This is a genomic window from Streptomyces sp. NPDC056738 (assembly GCF_042790435.1).
In the GTDB taxonomy this organism is placed as follows: domain Bacteria; phylum Actinomycetota; class Actinomycetes; order Streptomycetales; family Streptomycetaceae; genus Streptomyces.
Window position 1 is genome coordinate 341,092 of the sequence record NZ_JBHTZF010000012.1, and the last position, 17,918, is coordinate 359,009.

Here is a 17,918-nt window from a genome sequence, read left to right on the forward strand (position 1 = left end):
GGGCCCTCGTCCGAGACGTCCCGCTGTCCCCGCCGGACACAGACGTCCACCGCAGTCCATCGAACCGGGGCCTGTACCTCGATGTCCGTGCACAGCCTTTCGGCAGCCAGTAACGACGCCGCTGCCGCCCCTGAGTTTCCGCGCCACGTGGTGACCGCGGTGCTCGTCTCCCACGACGGCGCCCGCTGGCTGCCACAGGCGCTCGCCGGGCTGCTCGGCCAGGACCGCCCCGTGCAGAACGCGATGGCGGCCGACACCGGCAGCGCGGACGAATCCGCCGAGCTGCTCACCGAGGCGCTCGGCGCCGACCGCGTGCTGCACCTGGCGCGGCGCACCGGCTTCGGCCAGGCCGTCGAGGAGGTGTCCCGCACCGCCCCCGAGCTGACCCCGGAGGACCTGCCCTACCTCAAGCGTCCGAGCGGCTGGGACCCCGTCACCCGTAGCTGGCGCGACGACACCTACGACCTGCCGGAGCTCCCGCACGGCGAGCCCGAGCAGTGGCTCTGGCTGCTGCACGACGACAGCGCCCCCGAACCCGACGCCCTGGCCCAGCTCCTGCGCGTCGTGGAGAACGAGCGGGAGGCCGGCCAGGACGTGGCCGTCGTGGGCCCCAAGCTCCGCGGCTGGTACGACCGCCGGGCGCTCCTGGAGGTCGGCGTCACCATCGCCAACTCGGGCCGCCGCTGGACCGGTCTGGACCGGCGCGAACAGGACCAGGGACAGCACGACCACGTGCACCCGGTGCTGTCCGTGTCCACCGCGGGCATGCTGATCCGCCGTGACGTCTTCGAGGAACTCGGCGGCTTCGACCGCCGGCTGCCCCTCATGCGTGACGACGTCGACCTGTGCTGGCGCGCCCAGGCCGCCGGCCACCGGGTGCTCGTCGCCCCGGAAGCCGTCGTCCGGCACGCCGAGGCGGCCTCCCGCGAGCGCCGCGCCGTCGACTGCGTGGGCCGCACCGCCGCGTCCCCGCACAAGGTCGACAAAGCGGGCGCCGTCTACACCCTCCTCGTCAACGCCCGTACGGCGCAGCTCCCCTGGATCCTGATCCGCCTCGTCCTCGGCACCCTGCTGCGCACCGTCGCCTATCTCGTCGGCAAGGTCCCCGGACAGGCCGTCGACGAGATCCGCGGCCTCCTCGGCACCCTGCTGCGCCCCGAGCGGATCATCGCCGGCCGGCGCAGGCGCGGCCGCCCCCAGGTCGACAAGGGTGAGCTGCGGCCCCTGTTCCCGCCCCCGGGAGCCACCGTGCGGGCCACCATCGAGCAGGTCGCCGGCAATCTGATGAGCGGCTCCGACGCCGAGGCCACCACCGGTGCCGGACGGCACGGAGGCGCCGTCGAGTCCGGACCGGGCGGTGACGACGGCGACTTCCTGGAGATCGAGCAGTTCGCCCGGATCAAGCGCATCGCGCGCAACCCCGGCCCGATGCTGTTCCTGGTGCTCCTGTTCGTCTCGCTCCTCGCGTGCCGTGAGCTCCTCGGCGGCGGGGCCCTCTCGGGCGGCGCGCTGCTTCCGGCTCCCGCCGACGCCTCCGACCTGTGGGCGCGCTATCTCGACGGCTGGCATCCGGTCGGCGCGGGCTCCACCGAGTCCGCCCCGCCCTACCTCGCGATCGTCGCCCTGCTGTCCTCCGCGCTCCTCGGCTCCACAGGGCTCGCGGTCACCGTCCTCCTCGTGGGATCCGTGCCGCTGGCCGGCTTCGCCGCCTACTTCGCCTCGCGCCCCCTCGTCGAGTCGCGTCTCCTGCGCGCCTGGGCCTCCGTCGTCTACGCCTTCCTGCCCGCCGCCACCGGCGCGCTCGCCGGAGGCCGCATCGGCACCGCCGTCCTCGCGATCCTGCTGCCGCTCATCGCGCGCGCGGGCGTCGCGGCGAGCGGCCTCGCGCACGGCTCCCGGGCCCGCGGTAGCTGGCGCGCGACCTGGGCGTACGCCCTGCTGCTGACGTTCACGACCGCGTTCACCCCGATCGTGTGGCCCATCGCCCTGGTTCTCGGCGTCGCCCTCCTGGTGGTGCGCCGCAGGGAGATCCCCGCCTACGGCCTGCGTTTCCTGGCCCAGCTCGGCACCCCGCTGCTGGTCCTCGCCCCCTGGTCGCTGACCCTGCTGCCGTTCGGCTTCTTCAAGCAGGCCGGCCTGGACTACGGCACCGGCGCGGCCTCCGCGCTCGACCTGCTCAGCGCCAGTCCCGGCGGGCCGGGCACCGTCAGCGGACTCATGCTCTTCGGCATCGTCCTGGCCGCGCTGGCCGCGCTGCTGCGCTCCGAGCGCCAGGCGGGGATCCGGACCGCCTGGGTCGTCGCCGTCGTCGCCCTCGTCTTCGCGGCCCTGTCCAACCGCTCCACCTGGGCGGGACCCGCGACCCTCGTGTACGGCCTCGCGCTGCTGGCCGCCGCGGCCGTCGGCTCCGACGGGGCACGCGCGCGGGTCGCCGAGCAGAGCTTCGGCTGGCGCCAGCCGGTGGCCGCGCTCATCGCCTTCGCCTGCGCCGCGGGCCCGCTGCTCGTCGCCGCCGGATGGATCATCCGCGGCGCCGACGGACCCGTCGAGCGCCGCGACCCGGTGCAGGTGCCCGCGTTCGTCGCCGAGGAGAGCAACACCCGCGACCAGGCCCGCACACTCGTCCTCGACAGCCGCTCCGCCGCCGATGTCGGCTACGTCCTCGTGCGTGGCTCCGGCGCCCGTCTCGGCGACGCCGAACTCGCCGCGGCCGGCGGCGAGAACAAGAGGCTCGACAAGGTCGTCGCCAACCTCGTGGCGGGCTCCGGCGCCGACCAGGCCGACCAGCTCGGCGGCTTCGCCGTGCGCTACGTCCTGGTCCGCAAGGGCGCGCCGCGCGAGGTGAGTCGCGTCCTGGACGCCACCCCGGGCCTGTCCCGGCTGAGCCAGCAGGACGGCAGTGCCCTGTGGCGCGTCGACCAGCAGGTCTCCCGCGCCGCGATCGTCCCCGCGTCCGGCGACCCGGAGTCCATCGCCGCCGGACCCGTCGAGGTGCACACCACGATCCCCACCGGTGACGAGGGCCGCGTCCTGCGCCTGGCCGACAGCGCCGACGCGGGCTGGACGGCGACCCTGGACGGCAAGCAGCTCGGCCGCACCACGGTCGACGGCTGGGCCCAGGGCTTCCAACTGCCCTCCACCGGCGGCAGGCTGGACGTCACGTTCGAGGCACCGCTGAGCCACACGGCCTGGCTGTGGGCCCAGGGCGCCCTCGCCCTGGTCCTCGTGGTGCTCGCCCTCCCCGGGCGGCGCCGGGACATCGACGACGACCTCCCCGAGGAGGAGCAGCCCGTACCCGCCCAGGACATGACGGGCGACGGGCGCCGCGCCCGCCGGCTGCGTGCCCAGGCCGAGGCCGAGGCGGAGTCCGGGCAGCCGGACGAGGGCCAGGAGTTCGATGAGGACTTCCCCGCCCACACCGACGCCGACGAGGGCGAGGGCCAGGAGTCCCCGGCCGTCGCCGTCCCGCATCAGCAGGCGTACGGCGCCTGGGACACCCCGAGCTACGCGAACGCCGAGTACGACACGTACGGCGGCGAGCCGTACGAGGGGCAGCAGGGGTACCCGGCCGGTGCCTACGACCAGCAGGCGTACCCGGCGGATCCCTACCAGGGCGGCCAGTACGACCCGTACGCCTACGGCGGCACGGCGGCGTACGACCAGAACTACGGCCAGGGCTACGACGCGAACGGCCGGCCCTTCGATTCCCAGGGCCAGGGCTACGACCAGGGCGGGCAGGGCTACGACCCGGCCTACGACCCCACGCAGCCCCCGCACGGCACCGACAGTGAGCGCCCCGACGGGAGCCAGCAGTGAACCGCACCACCCTGTCCCTGATCGCCGCGGCGACCGCGCTCGCCGCCGTCACCGGCTTCGCGACCCTCAAGTCGCCCGGCGCCGGCGGCGACAGCGCGTCCGCCACGGCCGCGCGGCTGCCCGTGGAGCGCACCAGCCTGCTCTGCCCGCAACCGAGCACCTCCGACATCGCGGACACCGCCTACACGTCCTTCACCCCCGTCGTGGAGGGCGCGAGCAGCGGTGGCAAGGCTCAACTCCAGGCCGCGGCCGAGGAGTCGGCCGAGGGGTCCGGTTCGGGCGGCGGCAAGAAGAGCGGTGCCAAGGCCGCCAAGCCCGTCGTCCAGCCCAAGGAGCCCGGCAAGCCCGCGGCCGGCGACACCTCGGGGGCCGACGCGCCCGCCCTGGTGGGCGTCGCCTCGGGCAAGTTCGCGCCCGGCTGGACGGTTCAGGAGACCACCGAGGTCGCCGCGGGTGCCGGGCGCGGTCTGCTCGGCACCAACTGCGCCGCTCCCGACACCGAGTTCTGGTTCCCGGGTGCCAGCACGGCCGCGCAGCGCACCGATTACGTCCATCTGACGAACCCGGACGACGCGGCGGCGGTCGTCGACATCGATCTGTACGGCAAGGACGGCACGCTCAAGTCCACGGTGGCGGACGGGATCACGGTCAAGGCGCACGCCAGCGAACCGATCCTGCTGAACACGCTGACCAGTGGCCCGCAGGCCGACCTCACCGTGCACGTGAAGGTCCGCAGCGGCCGCGTGGGAGCCGCCGTGCAGGCACTGGACGCGAAGACCGGCGGCGACTGGCTGGCCGCCTCCACCGACCCCTCGGGCAGCCTCGTCATGCCGGGCATCCCCAAGGACGCCACGTCCGTGCGCCTGGTCGCCTTCGCGCCCGGTGACACGGACGCCGACCTGAAGGTCCGCCTCGCCTCGCCCACGGGGACGATCACCCCGGCGGGGAACGAGACGCTGCACGTGAAGGCCGGCATGACCGCCGCCGTCGACCTCGGGGACGTCACCCGCGGCGAGGCGGGCTCCCTGGTGCTCACCCCCACCGGATCGTCCGCGCCGGTCGTGGCCGCGCTGCGGGTGGTGCGGGGCAAGGGCGCCGATCAGGAGACCGCGTTCATCCCGGCCAGTGCCCCGGTCGGCGCGCGTGCGACGGTCGCCGACAACACCGCCAAGGGCTCCACGCTCGCCGTGACCGCGCCGGGTCAGGGAGCCACGGTCAAGGTCACCGCGTCCGCGGGCAGCGGGGGCGGCACGGCCGTCTCGAAGACGTTCACGATCAAGGGCGGGACCACCCAGAACGTCGAGGCGCCCGTCCCGAGCGGCCTCAAGGGCACGTACGCGCTGACCGTCGAGTCGGTCTCCGGTGGGCCGGTCTACGCCTCCCGGATGCTCTCGGCGAGCCAGGACGGCGTTCCGGCCTTCACCATCCAGAACCTGCCGGACGACCGCGGGACGGTCTCGGTGCCGGACGCGCGACAGGACCTCTCGGTGCTGCTCGGCCAGTGACCGGGACCGGTGATCCCGCCCGGGCCCGAGCGGCCGCGGGCGGGTCTCAGTCCTCGCCGTAGCGCGGGTCGACCGTCTCCGGCGTCAGGCCCAGCAGTTCCGCGACCTGTTCCACGACGACCTCGTGCACCAGGGCGGCGCGTTCGTCGCGCCCCTTGGTGCGGATCTCGATCGGGCGGCGGTAGACGACCACGCGCGCGGGACGGCCCTCGCGCGCCGCGATCGTGCCGCCCAGCGGCACCGCCTCGTCGCTCCAGCCCTCGCCCGAGCGCTCCAGGCGGGGGACCTCGAGGACCATGAAGTCGATGTCCGCGAGCTGTGGCCAGCGGCGCTCCAGGCGTTCCACGGAGTCCTGCACGAGGTCCGCGAAGACCTCGGAGCGGCTCGCCGCGAGCGGTACCTGGGGAGGCGCCACGGGGCCGCGCATGCCCCTGCCGTGGCGGTCGCGACGACGGGGACCGGGCGCTGCGGCACGGGGCGGTACGGGGCTGTCCATCACTGACGAAGAGTAGTCCCCGCCCGGCCCGGCCGCCCGGCCCCACGCGCCGGTCGTCGACGGGTGGGCGACGGGTGGGCGACGCCGGGAGGGCGGATCACCCTGGCCCGTCCCCGGCCCGTCCTGTCTTCCGGATGACGCCGGATGACCATTCTCGTCAAGATTCAGCTCGATTTCGTATCTCTCCAAGACCGTCTCTGACATGGCAATTGGCATGATTCGCACCAAGTGGTGACCGGATTCAGGTCTGTTCGGTATCTCGGCACCCGATGTCGCCCCAGGTCAGGCTCTGATGCTCCGAAAGCCGTGTGGGGCGTCTCACAGCACGACACGGTGGGGTGACCTGGGGGAGAGTCGTCGCGGCCCGCTCAAGAGTGCGGTACCGTCCAACGTCGTGAGCCTTGTACGTCGCTGTTCGCGCACCGCTTGCGGCCGTCCCGCCGTCGCGACGCTGACGTACGTCTACGCCGACTCGACCGCGGTCCTCGGCCCGCTCGCCACCTACGCCGAACCCCACTGCTACGACCTGTGCGCCGAGCACTCCGAGCGCCTCACCGCGCCGCGCGGCTGGGAGGTCGTCCGCCTCGCCGACTCCTCCGGTCCCGCGCGCCCCAGCGGCGACGATCTGGAGGCGCTGGCGAACGCGGTGCGCGAGGCGGCCCGTCCGCAGAAGCGCGCGGCGGAGGCCGGCGGCAGCGCCCGCTCGGCCGACCCGATGGAGGTCGCGCGCCGCGGCCACCTGCGGATCCTGCGCTCGCCCGAGAACTGATCGCCGCCCTTTCGGCCGTGCGGTCCCGCCACGCCACGCTCCGCCCGCCGCATCCGGCGCGCCTTTCCCCCGCCCGCCGCTCCGCGGCCGCCGTTCCGCCGCACCGGCCTCGGCCCCCGCGACGGGCTTGACAGGCCTTCCGGCGGCCCCACCGCTCGCCCGCCTCGCCCACCGCGTACTGGCGGGCCAGAAGCTCTCCAGTGCAGCCCAGGGCGCCGTGTCCGCCCCCGTAGTCGCCTTCGCCGCCGCCCAGTTCGCCGCCTCGAACCCTCCCTCCGGGCAACTCGCCGACAACGGCGTCTCCTTGGCCGCCGCCGTCCTGGCGACCCGGCCACGCGCGCGCGTGGCCGCCCGGAACGGCTCACGACGGTCCGCGAGTTGAGGTCCGTGATCCCGGTCGAGAGGACCGAACCCCGGATGCCGTCCTGACCTGGGACGCGACCCGCTCGAGCCGGCCACCACCCGCTGTCGGCCCGGACGGGTAGTTTGGGGCCACCGAAGTGGACTCCTGGAGGGTTGGCCGTGACTGCTGATCTGTCGCAGCTCGTGAAGGCGTACGACGTACGCGGGGTGGTCCCGGACCAGTGGGACGAGCCGCTCGCCGAGCTGTTCGGTGCCGCCTTCGTCCAAGTGACCGGAGCCGACGCCATCGTGATCGGGCACGACATGCGGCCGTCGTCGCCGGGCCTCTCCCGCGCCTTCGCACGCGGCGCCGCGGCACGCGGGGTCGACGTGACCGAGATCGGCCTGTGCTCCACGGACCAGCTCTACTACGCCTCGGGCGCGCTCGGCCTGCCCGGCGCCATGTTCACCGCCTCGCACAACCCGGCCCAGTACAACGGCATCAAGATGTGCCGGGCGGGCGCGGCCCCCGTCGGCCAGGACACCGGGCTCTCCGAGATCCGCCGGCTCGCCGAGACCTGGCTCGACTCCGGCGCCCCGACCTCGGACGCCACGCCCGGAACGATCACGCAGCGTGACACGTTGGAGGATTACGCGGCCTACCTCCGCTCGCTCGTCGACCTGACCTCGATCCGCCCCCTGAAGGTCGTCGTCGACGCGGGCAACGGCATGGGCGGACACACCGTGCCCACGGTGTTCTCCGGCCTGCCGCTCGAACTCGTCCCGATGTACTTCGAACTGGACGGCACCTTCCCGAACCACGAGGCCAACCCGCTCGACCCGGCCAACATCGTCGACCTCCAGAAGCGCGTCCGCGAAGAGGGCGCCGACCTCGGCCTGGCCTTCGACGGCGACGCCGACCGCTGCTTCGTCGTCGACGAGCGGGGCGAGCCGGTCTCCCCGTCCGCGATCACCGCGCTGGTCGCCGCCCGCGAGCTCGACAAGCACGGCGGCGGCGTGGTCATCCACAACCTCATCACCTCCTGGTCGGTCCCGGAGGTCGTCCGCGAGCACGGCGGCACCCCGGTCCGCACCCGCGTCGGCCACTCCTTCATCAAGGCCGAGATGGCCACCTCCGGCGCGATCTTCGGCGGCGAGCACTCCGCGCACTACTACTTCCGCGACTTCTGGAACGCCGACACCGGCATGCTGGCCGCCCTCCACGTCCTCGCCGCCCTCGGCGGCCAGGACGGCCCGCTCTCCGGGCTCGTCGCGGAGTACGACCGCTACGCGGGCTCCGGCGAGATCAACTCCACGGTGGACGACCAGGCGGCCCGCCTCGCCGCCGTCAGGGCCGCCTACGAGGACCGCGAGGGCGTCGAGTTCGACGAGCTCGACGGCCTGACGGTCACCCTCGGGGACGCGTGGTTCAACGTCCGCCCCTCGAACACCGAACCCCTCCTCCGCCTCAACGCGGAGGCCCCCGACCAGGCCGCCATGGCAAAGCTCCGCGACGAGGTCCTGAAGCTCATCAGATCCTGACCCGCGACCAGTCCCTCCCGCGCCCTCACCGGGCGCGGGAGGCGACGCGCGGGGCGGGGGCCCGTACACCTGCCCGGCACGCCCCACGAACCGTGGGCGCGCCCCGGCGGCGGGCTTCCCGCAGCGGTACCCTGACCAGGCCGCATCCACCGTTTCGGAAGGACACCCCATGCCGCTCGAAGCCGGCCTCCTGGAGATCCTCGCCTGCCCGGCCTGCCATGCCCCGATCAAGGAGCAGGAGACCGAGCTGATCTGCACGGGAGCGGACTGCGGGCTCGCCTACCCGGTCCGCGACGGCATCCCCGTACTCCTGGTCGACGAGGCCCGGCGCCCCGCGTAACCGACGCACCCGCCTCGCGCACAGCGGCGCCGCGACCGCCGCACGCGAGGCGACAGCGGCGCCGTCCCCGTTCGCGGGCCGACGGCGCGGCAGGCACGACGAGCCACGAACCCGACGACGAGCGACGGCACCCGCCGCCCGCACGGACGACGGCGACGCGGCCGTCCCGATGCCGGCGCAGCCCGCCCGGCACCCGGTCCGACCCAGCGCGCTCGGCCCTCCCGCGAGCGACCCCGTGCAAGCGACCCCGGCGGCTCACGCGCAAGCGCCCCGGCGATCGGAGGCTACCGACCCCATGCTCGACGAATCGCTCCTCGACGATCCCGACGCGCTCACCCGGGCCGACCGGCGGGCCCTGCTCCGCGGCGCCGCCGAGGCCGGCGCCCGGGTACGCACCGCGGTCCGGCACGCCAACGAGGCCGGCATCTCCGAGCTGAAGCCCGACGGCCGCCCCCGCGCGGTCCTCATCGCGGGCCCCGGCATGGCCGCCACCGGCGTCGCCGAACTGCTCGGCACCCTCGCCGGAGCGAGCTGCCCCCTCACCCGGCTCACCCCCACCGGCGTCGCCCCCGCCGGGGGCGCCCTGCGCTGGGACCTGCCCGGCTGGGCCGGCCCCGTCGACCTCCTGCTGGTCGCCACCCCCGACGGCAGCGAACCCGGCCTGGAACTGCTCATCGAGCAGGCCTACCGGCGCGGCAGCACCGTCGCCGCCGTCGCCCCCGCCGGCTCCCCGATGGCCGAGTGGGTGGAAGGCAGCCACGGTCTCTTCGTACCGATGGCGACCGCCCCGTACGAGCAGGAGGAGCCCCTGGGCGCCTCCGCGCCCGGCGTGCTCTGGGCGCTGCTCACCCCGCTGCTCGCCCTCCTGGACCGCACCGGCCTGGTCTCCGCCCCGCCCCAGGCGCTGCAGAAGGTCGCCGACCGCCTCGACCGCGTCGCCGAGCGCTGCGGCCCCGCCATCGCGGCCTACCACAACCCCGCCAAGACGCTCGCCGTCGAACTGGCCGAGGCGCTCCCGGTGATCTGGACGGAGGGCACCTCCGCGGGCCCGGCCGGCCGCCGCTTCACCGCGGCACTCGCCGAACTCGCCGGCCGCCCCGCGCTCACCGCCGAACTGCCCGAGGCGCTCGCCTCGCACAGCGTGCTGCTCGCCGGCGCCCTCGCCGCGGGCGCGGACCCCGAGGACTTCTTCCGGGACCGCGTCGAGGAGGCACAGGCGCTGCACGCGCGCGTGGTGCTGCTCCGCGACCGTCCCATCGGCGGGATCAGCGCCGCCCCCGCCGCCCGCGAACTCGCCCTCAGCCACGACACCGCGATCAGCGAGCTCGAACCCGAGGAGGGCGGCGAACTGGAAACCCTCGCCGAGCTGATCGCCATCACGGATTTCGCCGCCGTTTACCTGGCGCTCGCTTCGGGGGCCTGATCTTGGGCAGGACCTCGCGCCCGGCGTGCCGTACCGCCGGACCCCGCGCCAGGCTCCCCTGACACCAGGCTTCCGATCGACGCCCGCCCCGGCGGGCCGCGCAGCGCACGTATGGAGAAGAAGACACCGATGGACCGCCTCGACAACACCGTCCGCCCCTACGCCTGGGGCTCGACCACCGCCATCCCCCTGCTGCTCGGCGTGGAGCCGACCGGCGAACCGCAGGCGGAGATGTGGATGGGCGCCCACCCGGGCGCACCCTCGCGCACCGGGCGCGGTCCGCTCAACGAGGTCGTCGCCGAGGACCCGGAGCGGGAACTCGGCCGCGCCGCCGTCGCCCGGTTCGGCCCCCGGCTCCCGTTCCTGCTGAAGCTCCTCGCCGCCGGAGCCCCCCTCTCCCTCCAGGTGCACCCCGACCTCGAACAGGCCCGCGAGGGCTACGAGGACGAGGAGCGCCGGGGCGTCCCCATCGACGCCCCGCACCGCAACTACAAGGACGCCAACCACAAGCCCGAACTCATCTGCGCCCTCACCGAGTTCGACGGCCTGTGCGGCTTCCGCGCCCCCGAGGAGGCCGCCGCGCTCCTCGCCGCCCTCGATGTCGACTCCCTTAAGCCGTACGTCGACCTGCTGCGCGCCCACCCGGAGGAGGCGGCGCTGCGCGAGGTCCTCACGGCGGTGCTGAGCGCCGACCCGCAGGACATGGCCCGTACGGTCACCGAGACCACCGCCGCCTGCGCCCGCCTCGGCGGCGACTACGCCCCGTACGCCGGCCTCGCCCACCACTACCCGGGCGACCCCGGAGTCATCGCCGCGATGCTCCTCAACCACGTCCGGCTCCAGCCCGGCGAGGCCCTCTACCTCGGCGCCGGCATCCCGCACGCCTACCTGAACGGCCTCGGCGTCGAGATCATGGCCAACAGCGACAACGTCCTGCGCTGCGGTCTGACCCCCAAGCACGTCGACGTCCCCGAACTCCTGCGCGTGGTCCGCTTCGAGGCGGCCGACCCCGGCGTCCTGCGCCCGGAGGCGTCCCCCGACGGCGAAGAGGTCTACGCGACCCCCATCGACGAGTTCCGCCTCTCCCGCTACGTCGTCGCCGAGGGAGCCGACCCGCGCGACCTCACCCGCGAGACCCCGCAGATCCTGCTCTGCACCTCGGGTTCCGTGCGCGCCGACGGCATCGACCTGACCCCCGGCACCTCGGTCTTCGTACCGGCCGGGGAAAAGGCCGAAGTGTCCGGGTCCGGCACGATCTTCCGTGCGACAGTTGTCGTCTGACGGGACGACGGCAGGGACCTGAGGCGCGTCGCCGGCGGACCGGGCTGCAAGAATGGCCCACCGCAAAGGGTGGGCAAAGCCGGGACCGGACGGGGTACGAGGGTACGGACGGGTCCGGACGCGTACGAAGGGACAGCAGGAGCAGATGAGCGCTTCAGGCGGCACCAAAGCGATCGTGGCGGCACTCGGCGCCAACCTCGCGATCGCGGTATCGAAGTTCGTGGCGTTCGCCTTCAGCGGCTCCTCCTCGATGCTCGCCGAGGGCGTCCACTCGCTCGCCGACTCCGGCAACCAGGCGCTGCTCCTGATCGGCGGCAAGAAGGCCCAGCGCGAGGCCACCCCGCAGCACCCCTTCGGCTACGGCCGCGAGCGCTACATCTACGCCTTCCTCGTGTCGATCGTCCTGTTCTCCGTCGGCGGCATGTTCGCCGTCTACGAGGGCTACGAGAAGATCAAGCACCCGCACGAGATCGAGCACTGGTACTGGCCGGTCGGCGTCCTCGTCTTCGCGATCATCGCCGAGGGCTTCTCCTTCCGTACGGCCATCAAGGAGTCCAACGAGCTGCGCGGCTCGCACTCCTGGTCCCAGTTCATCCGCCGCGCGAAGGCCCCCGAGCTGCCCGTCGTCCTCCTGGAGGACTTCGGCGCGCTCATCGGTCTGGTCCTCGCCCTCGGCGGCGTCGGCCTCGCCCTGCTCACGGACAACGGCGTCTGGGACGGCATCGGCACCGTCTGCATCGGTGTCCTGCTCATCCTGATCGCCCTCGTGCTCGCCGCCGAGACCAAGTCGCTCCTGCTGGGAGAGTCGGCCGGCCCGGAGGAGACCGCGAAGATCGAGGCGGCGATGGTCGACGGCGACACCGTCCCCCGCATCATCCACATGCGCACCCTCCACCTCGGCCCCGAGGAACTGCTGATCGCCGCGAAGATCGCCGTGCGGCACGACGACACGGCCGCCGAGGTGGCCAAGGCGATCGACGCCGCCGAGGCCCGCATCCGCGCCGCCGTCCCGATCGCCCGGGTGATCTACCTGGAGCCCGACATCTACAGCGACACCGAGGCGGCCAAGGGCCCGGACCCGGCCGCGACCCCCGGCGGACCGACGCCGTCGCCGGCCGACCACTGATCCCGCCCGCTCCCGAATCCCCGTTCCGCCCCGCCGGGGCCCGTCCGCGACACGGACGGGCCCCGGCGGCGTTCCTCCGTCCAGCACCCCGCTCCGGCACCCCCCATCTGCGCCGGGCCCTTCCGATCAGGCCCGTGAAGGCCGCTTTGTCCGGACGTGGACTGGGGAGGGACCGGCCCACCGGTGTAGCTTGGTGACCGAGCCAGACGTCGCTGCTGATGGCGGTCGGGCGGTCCCACCGCGGACCGGCCGAGGGAGAGAGGGCCTCCGACGGACTGCGCTGCGCGCACCGGGCACAGCTGTGTCCTGCCGAGGCACGTCCGTGCCCCGTCGGGCACGCGCACGTGCCGCCGCCGCGCAGAACAGCCCTACCCACCTCGCCCCGATACCGAGGAGCAGCTCTCCATGACGACTGTCGACAACCGACAGGACTTCAAGGTCGCCGACCTCTCCCTGGCCGCCTTCGGCCGCAAGGAGATCACCCTCGCCGAGCACGAGATGCCCGGCCTGATGTCGATCCGCAAGGAGTACGCCGAGGCGCAGCCCCTCGCGGGCGCCCGCGTCACCGGCTCCCTGCACATGACGGTGCAGACCGCCGTCCTCATCGAGACCCTGGTCGCCCTCGGCGCCGAGGTCCGCTGGGCCTCCTGCAACATCTTCTCCACCCAGGACCACGCCGCCGCCGCCATCGCGGTCGGCCCGAACGGCACGCCCGAGAACCCGCAGGGCGTCCCGGTCTTCGCCTGGAAGGGCGAGACCCTGGAGGAGTACTGGTGGTGCACGGAGCAGGCGCTGACCTGGCCGAACACCCCCACCGGCGGCCCGAACATGATCCTGGACGACGGTGGTGACGCCACCCTCCTCGTCCACAACGGTGTCAAGTACGAGAAGGACGGCAAGGTCCCCTCCGTCGACACCGCCGAGAACGACGAGCACCGCGTCGTCCTCGAACTCCTCAACCGCACGATCAGCAACGGCTCGCAGAAGTGGACCCAGCTCGCCTCGGAGATCCGCGGCGTGACCGAGGAGACCACGACCGGCGTCCACCGCCTGTACGAGATGTACCGCGACGGCACCCTGCTGTTCCCGGCGATCAACGTGAACGACGCCGTCACCAAGTCGAAGTTCGACAACAAGTACGGCTGCCGCCACTCCCTGATCGACGGCATCAACCGCGCCACCGACACCCTCATCGGCGGCAAGACCGCCGTCGTCTGCGGCTACGGCGACGTGGGCAAGGGCTGCGCGGAGTCCCTGCGCGGCCAGGGCGCCCGCGTGATCATCACCGAGATCGACCCGATCTGCGCCCTGCAGGCGGCGATGGACGGCTACCAGGTCACGACCCTCGACGAGGTCATCGACAAGGCCGACATCTTCGTCACCACGACGGGCAACAAGGACATCATCATGGCCGCGGACATGGCCAAGATGAAGCACCAGGCGATCGTCGGCAACATCGGTCACTTCGACAACGAGATCGACATGGCCGGCCTCGCGAAGATCCCCGGCATCGTCAAGGACGAGGTCAAGCCCCAGGTCCACACCTGGAAGTTCCCCGACGGCAAGGTCATCATCGTGCTGTCCGAGGGCCGCCTGCTGAACCTGGGCAACGCGACCGGCCACCCGTCGTTCGTCATGTCCAACTCGTTCGCGGACCAGACCCTGGCCCAGATCGAGCTGTTCACCAAGCCCGAGGAGTACCCGACCGACGTCTACGTGCTGCCCAAGCACCTCGACGAGAAGGTCGCCCGTCTCCACCTCGACGCGCTCGGCGTGAAGCTCACGACGCTCCGCCCCGAGCAGGCCTCGTACATCGGTGTCGAGGTCGAGGGCCCGTACAAGTCGGACCACTACCGCTACTGAGCACGCCCGCCGAGCAGCGGTACCACCGCTCGGCGTCCGGATGTCAGCAGGCCCTCGCCGTCCCGGCGGGGGCCTGTCCCCGATGAGGACCTGAACGCCCATGCCCCGCGGCCGCTATTCGCTCCATGATCCGCACGACCACACCCCTCTCGCCGACGAACACTTCAACTGCGCGCCCGGCCCCTCCGGCTGGCGCTACGTCTCCCAGCTCACCGCCCCGTCCGACACCATGCCCGACGGCCCGCCCGAGCCCGGACCGGCGACGGTCACCGGCTCCGTCGACCTCGCACTCGACGATCTGGGCCGCCCCATCCGTCTCGAACTGCACGCGGCCGGCTGGCAGGTGCGGGGCGCCGCTCTCGACGGCGTGACCTGGGTCCGCACCGACCCCACCGGGACCGAGGCCACCGAAGGCAACGTGCCCGCCCACGCCTTCACCGGCACCTCTCCCGCCTTCCTCGTCGCCACCGCCCGTCTCCTTCGCCTCACCCCCTCGGCACCCCCCTCTGCGACCCGCGTCCGCCTCGTCGCCTTCACCGACCCGGTCCTCGCCCCGCGCACCCTCGACCAGTCCTGGGCCTTGATCGCAAGCGAAACACACGCCACTGACAACGGGCCGCTGACCGTGGACGAATACCAGGTCACAGCGCTGGACACGGGGGAACAGCACGCCGTGCACATCGCCGGCGACGTGGTGCTCGCGGCCCCCGGCATCGAACTGGAACACCTCGAATCACCGCCGTCGGTCTTCACCTGACGGACGGCGCCGGACCGGCGGACCGGCGGTGCTGGACCTGCGATGCCGACCCTGCGGCGAGGGCGGCTACGCGGGCGGCGCGAAGCCGGTCGACGGACGCTCGTCCGGTTCGGAACGCTCGACCGGAGCGGCCGGGCCGGCCGAACCGACCGGAGCCGGGGACGGGGACGCGTACGGAGGCGCCACCGGATACCCGCCGGGGACCGGCGGAGCGGGGTGGCCACCGGGACCCGGAGGAAGGGGCTGACCGACAGGTCCGCCGGGCTGCGGGTAGGGATGATGACCAGTGGGTGCGGGGAACGGGAAACCGTTCGGCGCGGCACCGAAGGTCCGCCGGGCCTCGCGGGTCTGACGTTCCTGCACGACAGCCGCCAGATACGCGCCCGCCGGCACACCCTGCGGCGCCGGAGCCCCGGTACGAGCGGCGAGATCCACGGCCAGCCGCTCCGCCATCGCCCCACCGATCTGCGGATCCAGTTGCTGCATCCGCGTCAGGTACTGCCGGATCGCCAGCCACAGCTCGTCCGGTACGGCGGACAGATCGAGCTCCGCGAACCGTCCCGCCAGCCAGGGCGGTGGCGCGGGAACGTACGGCATGCGCCCCACCGGAATCCGCTCCCGCACGACGAGCGTCCCCGCGAACACGTCACCGAGCCGCCGCCCCCGCTCCGACACCAGCGAAGCGATGCAGGCGACGATCCCGAACGTCATCAGGATCTCGACCACCCCGACGGCACCGCGCACCAGAGCGTGCCGGAACCGGATCGGCCCGCCGTCGTCCCGCACCACCCGCAGCCCGCACGCCATCTTCCCCAGCGAACGTCCGTGGCTGAGCGTCTCCACGGCGATCGGACCACCGACCAGCACGAGAAGGAAACTCGCGATCGAGACGGCGATCTGTGCCGCGTCGTCCAGCGTGGAGGTCGCGGCGACCAGACCGATGGTCACGACGACGTACACCGCCACCGCCACCGCCAGGTCGAGCACCACGGCCAGCGCCCGGCTCGGCAGTTTCGCGGGCCGCAGCTCCAGTGCCACTGCCTCGCCCGTCACCAACTCGCTCACGCACGCCGCCCTTCCCCTGACCTGCCCCGACAACCGCCAGTCTGCCAAGCTGAGGGCGCATCGCGCCCCAGTAGGACAAGCTGACATCCACGACGAGCCCCAGATGCGCAGCGAGGAGCAGGCAAAACGATGGACCTCGACGTCTTCGTCTCCGCCCACCGAGCCGAGTGGGACAGACTCGACGCCCTGCTGCGCCGCCAGCGCCGCCTGACCGGGGCCGAGGCCGACGAACTCGTCACCCTCTACCAGCGAACGGCCACCCACCTCTCGCTGATCCAGTCCAGTGCGCCCGACCCCCAGCTCACCGGGCGCCTCAGCCAGCTCGTGGCCCGCGCGCGTGGTGCCGTGACAGGCACCCGCCGGGCCTCGTGGCGCGATGTCACCCGCTTCCTGACGCGGGGATTTCCCGCGGCCGTCTACCGGTCCCGTCACTGGTGGGTGCCCACGGCGCTCCTGTCCACGGTGATAGCCGCCCTCCTCGGGTGGTGGATCGGCACTCACCCCGAGGTCCAGGCCGCCATCGCCGCGCCCGACGAACTGCGTTCCCTCACCCGCCCCGGCGGTGAGTACGAGACCTACTACTCCAGTCACCCCGCCGCCGCCTTCGCAGCCCAGGTGTGGACGAACAACGCCGAGGCCGCCGCCATGTGCCTGGTGCTGGGCGTCTTCCTCGGCCTGCCGGTCCTCTGGATCCTCTTTCAGAACATGCTCAACCTGGGCGTCGGCATCGGCCTGATGTCCTCGGCCGGCCGGCTCGACACCTTCCTCGGGCTCGTCCTTCCGCACGGTCTGCTGGAACTCACCGCCGTCTTCGTCGCCGCGGGGACGGGGCTGAAGCTGGGCTGGACCGTGATCGACCCGGGCCCGCGATCCCGTCGGACAGCCCTCGCGGAGGAGGGGCGCGCCGCGATCGGCATGGCGATAGGACTGGCGCTGATCCTCTTCGTCTCGGGTGCCATCGAAGGCTTCGTCACGCCGTCCGGCCTGCCGACCTGGGCCCGCATCGGCATCGGCATCACCGCTGAACTGGCCTTTCTCGCCTACGTCTATGTCCTCGGGGGGCGCGCGGCACGCTCCGGCGAGACAGGAGACGTCACGGCGTCCGAGCGAAGCGCCACTCTGCCTACGGCCGCCTGATGTGCGTGGGCCCCTGATGACCTGCTAGCCTTCTCGTCACCCCAGAAAACTCGTTGACACGGGTCGCTGGGGGAGGTAGATTCGAACAGTTGCCTAGAACTGGACACGTCCGGTGGTGGCGGTTTAGAGTCTGCTCGCTTCTCAAAGCAATCGACACGTCGATTCAGAAGAAGCCTCTCCTGATGATTCAGAAATGGCTGCCGGTCAATCCGGCCCCCAGATTCTGATAAAGTCGGAGCCGCTGAAAAGGGAAACGCGAGAGCGGATTACCTTGAAAGCACCGAGGAAATCGGGCCCGAAAGGTTCTGATAGAGTCGGACTCGCCGGAAAGGGAAACGCGAAAGCGAGAACCTGGAAAGCGCCGAGGAAATCGGATACGGAAACGGTCTGATAGAGTCGGAAACGCAAGACCGAAGGGAAGCGCCCGGAGGAAAGCCCGAGAGGGTGAGTACAAAG

The 17,918-nt window shown here is 72.6% G+C and carries 14 protein-coding genes; 12 read left to right on the plus strand and 2 right to left on the minus strand.

The features are described from left to right. The first annotated feature begins 81 nt into the window (after window positions 1-81). Both ACFRIC_RS29945 and ACFRIC_RS29950 read left to right on the plus strand, forming a co-directional pair. Complete coding sequence (locus ACFRIC_RS29945; RefSeq protein ID WP_382792024.1) at window positions 82-3,816, plus strand: glycosyltransferase family 2 protein; 3,735 nt, start codon at window positions 82-84, stop codon at window positions 3,814-3,816. After that, window positions 3,813-5,321 (plus strand): DUF5719 family protein, encoded by a 1,509-nt coding sequence (locus ACFRIC_RS29950; protein WP_382792027.1) that lies wholly within the window; start codon window positions 3,813-3,815, stop codon window positions 5,319-5,321. The genes ACFRIC_RS29945 and ACFRIC_RS29950 overlap by 4 nt, the downstream gene beginning before the upstream one ends. Before the next feature lie 46 nt (window positions 5,322-5,367). Here ACFRIC_RS29950 and ACFRIC_RS29955 read toward each other — a convergent pair whose 3' ends face one another. Continuing rightward, a complete protein-coding gene (locus ACFRIC_RS29955; RefSeq protein ID WP_382792105.1) occupies window positions 5,368-5,817 on the minus strand; it encodes a metallopeptidase family protein in 450 nt (149 codons plus the stop codon). Between the two features lie 292 nt (window positions 5,818-6,109). Here ACFRIC_RS29955 and ACFRIC_RS29960 point away from each other — a divergent pair, with 292 nt between their 5' ends. The 9 genes from ACFRIC_RS29960 to ACFRIC_RS30000 all read left to right on the plus strand — a co-directional run bounded on the left by ACFRIC_RS29960 (window position 6,110) and on the right by ACFRIC_RS30000 (window position 15,260). Continuing rightward, complete coding sequence (locus tag ACFRIC_RS29960; protein ID WP_382792029.1) at window positions 6,110-6,586, plus strand: DUF3499 domain-containing protein; 477 nt, start codon at window positions 6,110-6,112, stop codon at window positions 6,584-6,586. A gap of 127 nt (window positions 6,587-6,713) precedes the next feature. Then, entirely contained in the window at window positions 6,714-6,968 is a 255-nt protein-coding gene (locus ACFRIC_RS29965) for a hypothetical protein (RefSeq protein WP_382792032.1), read from the plus strand. Window positions 6,969-7,108: 140 nt separating this feature from the next. After that, window positions 7,109-8,470, plus strand: coding sequence for a phosphomannomutase/phosphoglucomutase (locus tag ACFRIC_RS29970; RefSeq protein ID WP_382792036.1), 1,362 nt, complete (start codon window positions 7,109-7,111; stop codon window positions 8,468-8,470). 169 nt (window positions 8,471-8,639) lie between these two features. Further along, a complete protein-coding gene (locus tag ACFRIC_RS29975) occupies window positions 8,640-8,810 on the plus strand; it encodes a Trm112 family protein (RefSeq protein WP_355767387.1) in 171 nt (56 codons plus the stop codon). Window positions 8,811-9,105: 295 nt separating this feature from the next. Beyond that, complete coding sequence (locus ACFRIC_RS29980; RefSeq protein WP_382792039.1) at window positions 9,106-10,233, plus strand: SIS domain-containing protein; 1,128 nt, start codon at window positions 9,106-9,108, stop codon at window positions 10,231-10,233. A 129-nt stretch (window positions 10,234-10,362) separates the two neighbouring features. After that, window positions 10,363-11,514, plus strand: coding sequence for a mannose-6-phosphate isomerase, class I (gene manA / locus ACFRIC_RS29985; protein WP_382792042.1), 1,152 nt, complete (start codon window positions 10,363-10,365; stop codon window positions 11,512-11,514). 145 nt (window positions 11,515-11,659) lie between these two features. Beyond that, window positions 11,660-12,640 (plus strand): cation diffusion facilitator family transporter, encoded by a 981-nt coding sequence (locus tag ACFRIC_RS29990; RefSeq protein ID WP_382792045.1) that lies wholly within the window; start codon window positions 11,660-11,662, stop codon window positions 12,638-12,640. Window positions 12,641-13,045: 405 nt separating this feature from the next. After that, the gene (ahcY, locus tag ACFRIC_RS29995) at window positions 13,046-14,503 is read left to right on the plus strand and encodes an adenosylhomocysteinase (RefSeq protein WP_382792047.1); all 1,458 of its coding nucleotides are present in this window, start codon (window positions 13,046-13,048) and stop codon (window positions 14,501-14,503) included. 100 nt (window positions 14,504-14,603) lie between these two features. Further along, the gene (locus ACFRIC_RS30000; RefSeq protein ID WP_382792051.1) at window positions 14,604-15,260 is read left to right on the plus strand and encodes a hypothetical protein; all 657 of its coding nucleotides are present in this window, start codon (window positions 14,604-14,606) and stop codon (window positions 15,258-15,260) included. A 66-nt stretch (window positions 15,261-15,326) separates the two neighbouring features. Here ACFRIC_RS30000 and ACFRIC_RS30005 read toward each other — a convergent pair whose 3' ends face one another. Beyond that, complete coding sequence (locus ACFRIC_RS30005; protein ID WP_382792054.1) at window positions 15,327-16,325, minus strand: RDD family protein; 999 nt, start codon at window positions 16,323-16,325, stop codon at window positions 15,327-15,329. A 129-nt stretch (window positions 16,326-16,454) separates the two neighbouring features. On the opposite strand from ACFRIC_RS30005, the gene ACFRIC_RS30010 reads away from it, so the two are divergent. Beyond that, entirely contained in the window at window positions 16,455-17,462 is a 1,008-nt protein-coding gene (locus ACFRIC_RS30010) for a stage II sporulation protein M (RefSeq protein WP_382792057.1), read from the plus strand. Window positions 17,463-17,918: the final 456 nt, after the last annotated feature.

Excerpts from the sequence above, each read along its gene's own strand:
- ACFRIC_RS29990 (WP_382792045.1), top strand. The coding sequence starts at position 11,660 with ATGAGCGCTTCAGGCGGCACCAAAGCGATCGTGGCGGCACTCGGCGCC.
- manA (WP_382792042.1), top strand. The coding sequence starts at position 10,363 with ATGGACCGCCTCGACAACACCGTCCGCCCCTACGCCTGGGGCTCGACC.
- ACFRIC_RS29975 (WP_355767387.1), top strand. The coding sequence starts at position 8,640 with ATGCCGCTCGAAGCCGGCCTCCTGGAGATCCTCGCCTGCCCGGCCTGC.
- ACFRIC_RS29980 (WP_382792039.1), top strand. The coding sequence starts at position 9,106 with ATGCTCGACGAATCGCTCCTCGACGATCCCGACGCGCTCACCCGGGCC.
- ACFRIC_RS29960 (WP_382792029.1), top strand. The coding sequence starts at position 6,110 with ATGCTCCGAAAGCCGTGTGGGGCGTCTCACAGCACGACACGGTGGGGT.
- ahcY (WP_382792047.1), top strand. The coding sequence starts at position 13,046 with ATGACGACTGTCGACAACCGACAGGACTTCAAGGTCGCCGACCTCTCC.
- ACFRIC_RS30010 (WP_382792057.1), top strand. The coding sequence starts at position 16,455 with ATGGACCTCGACGTCTTCGTCTCCGCCCACCGAGCCGAGTGGGACAGA.
- ACFRIC_RS29955 (WP_382792105.1), bottom strand. The coding sequence starts at position 5,817 with ATGGACAGCCCCGTACCGCCCCGTGCCGCAGCGCCCGGTCCCCGTCGT.
- ACFRIC_RS29945 (WP_382792024.1), top strand. The coding sequence starts at position 82 with ATGTCCGTGCACAGCCTTTCGGCAGCCAGTAACGACGCCGCTGCCGCC.
- ACFRIC_RS30000 (WP_382792051.1), top strand. The coding sequence starts at position 14,604 with ATGCCCCGCGGCCGCTATTCGCTCCATGATCCGCACGACCACACCCCT.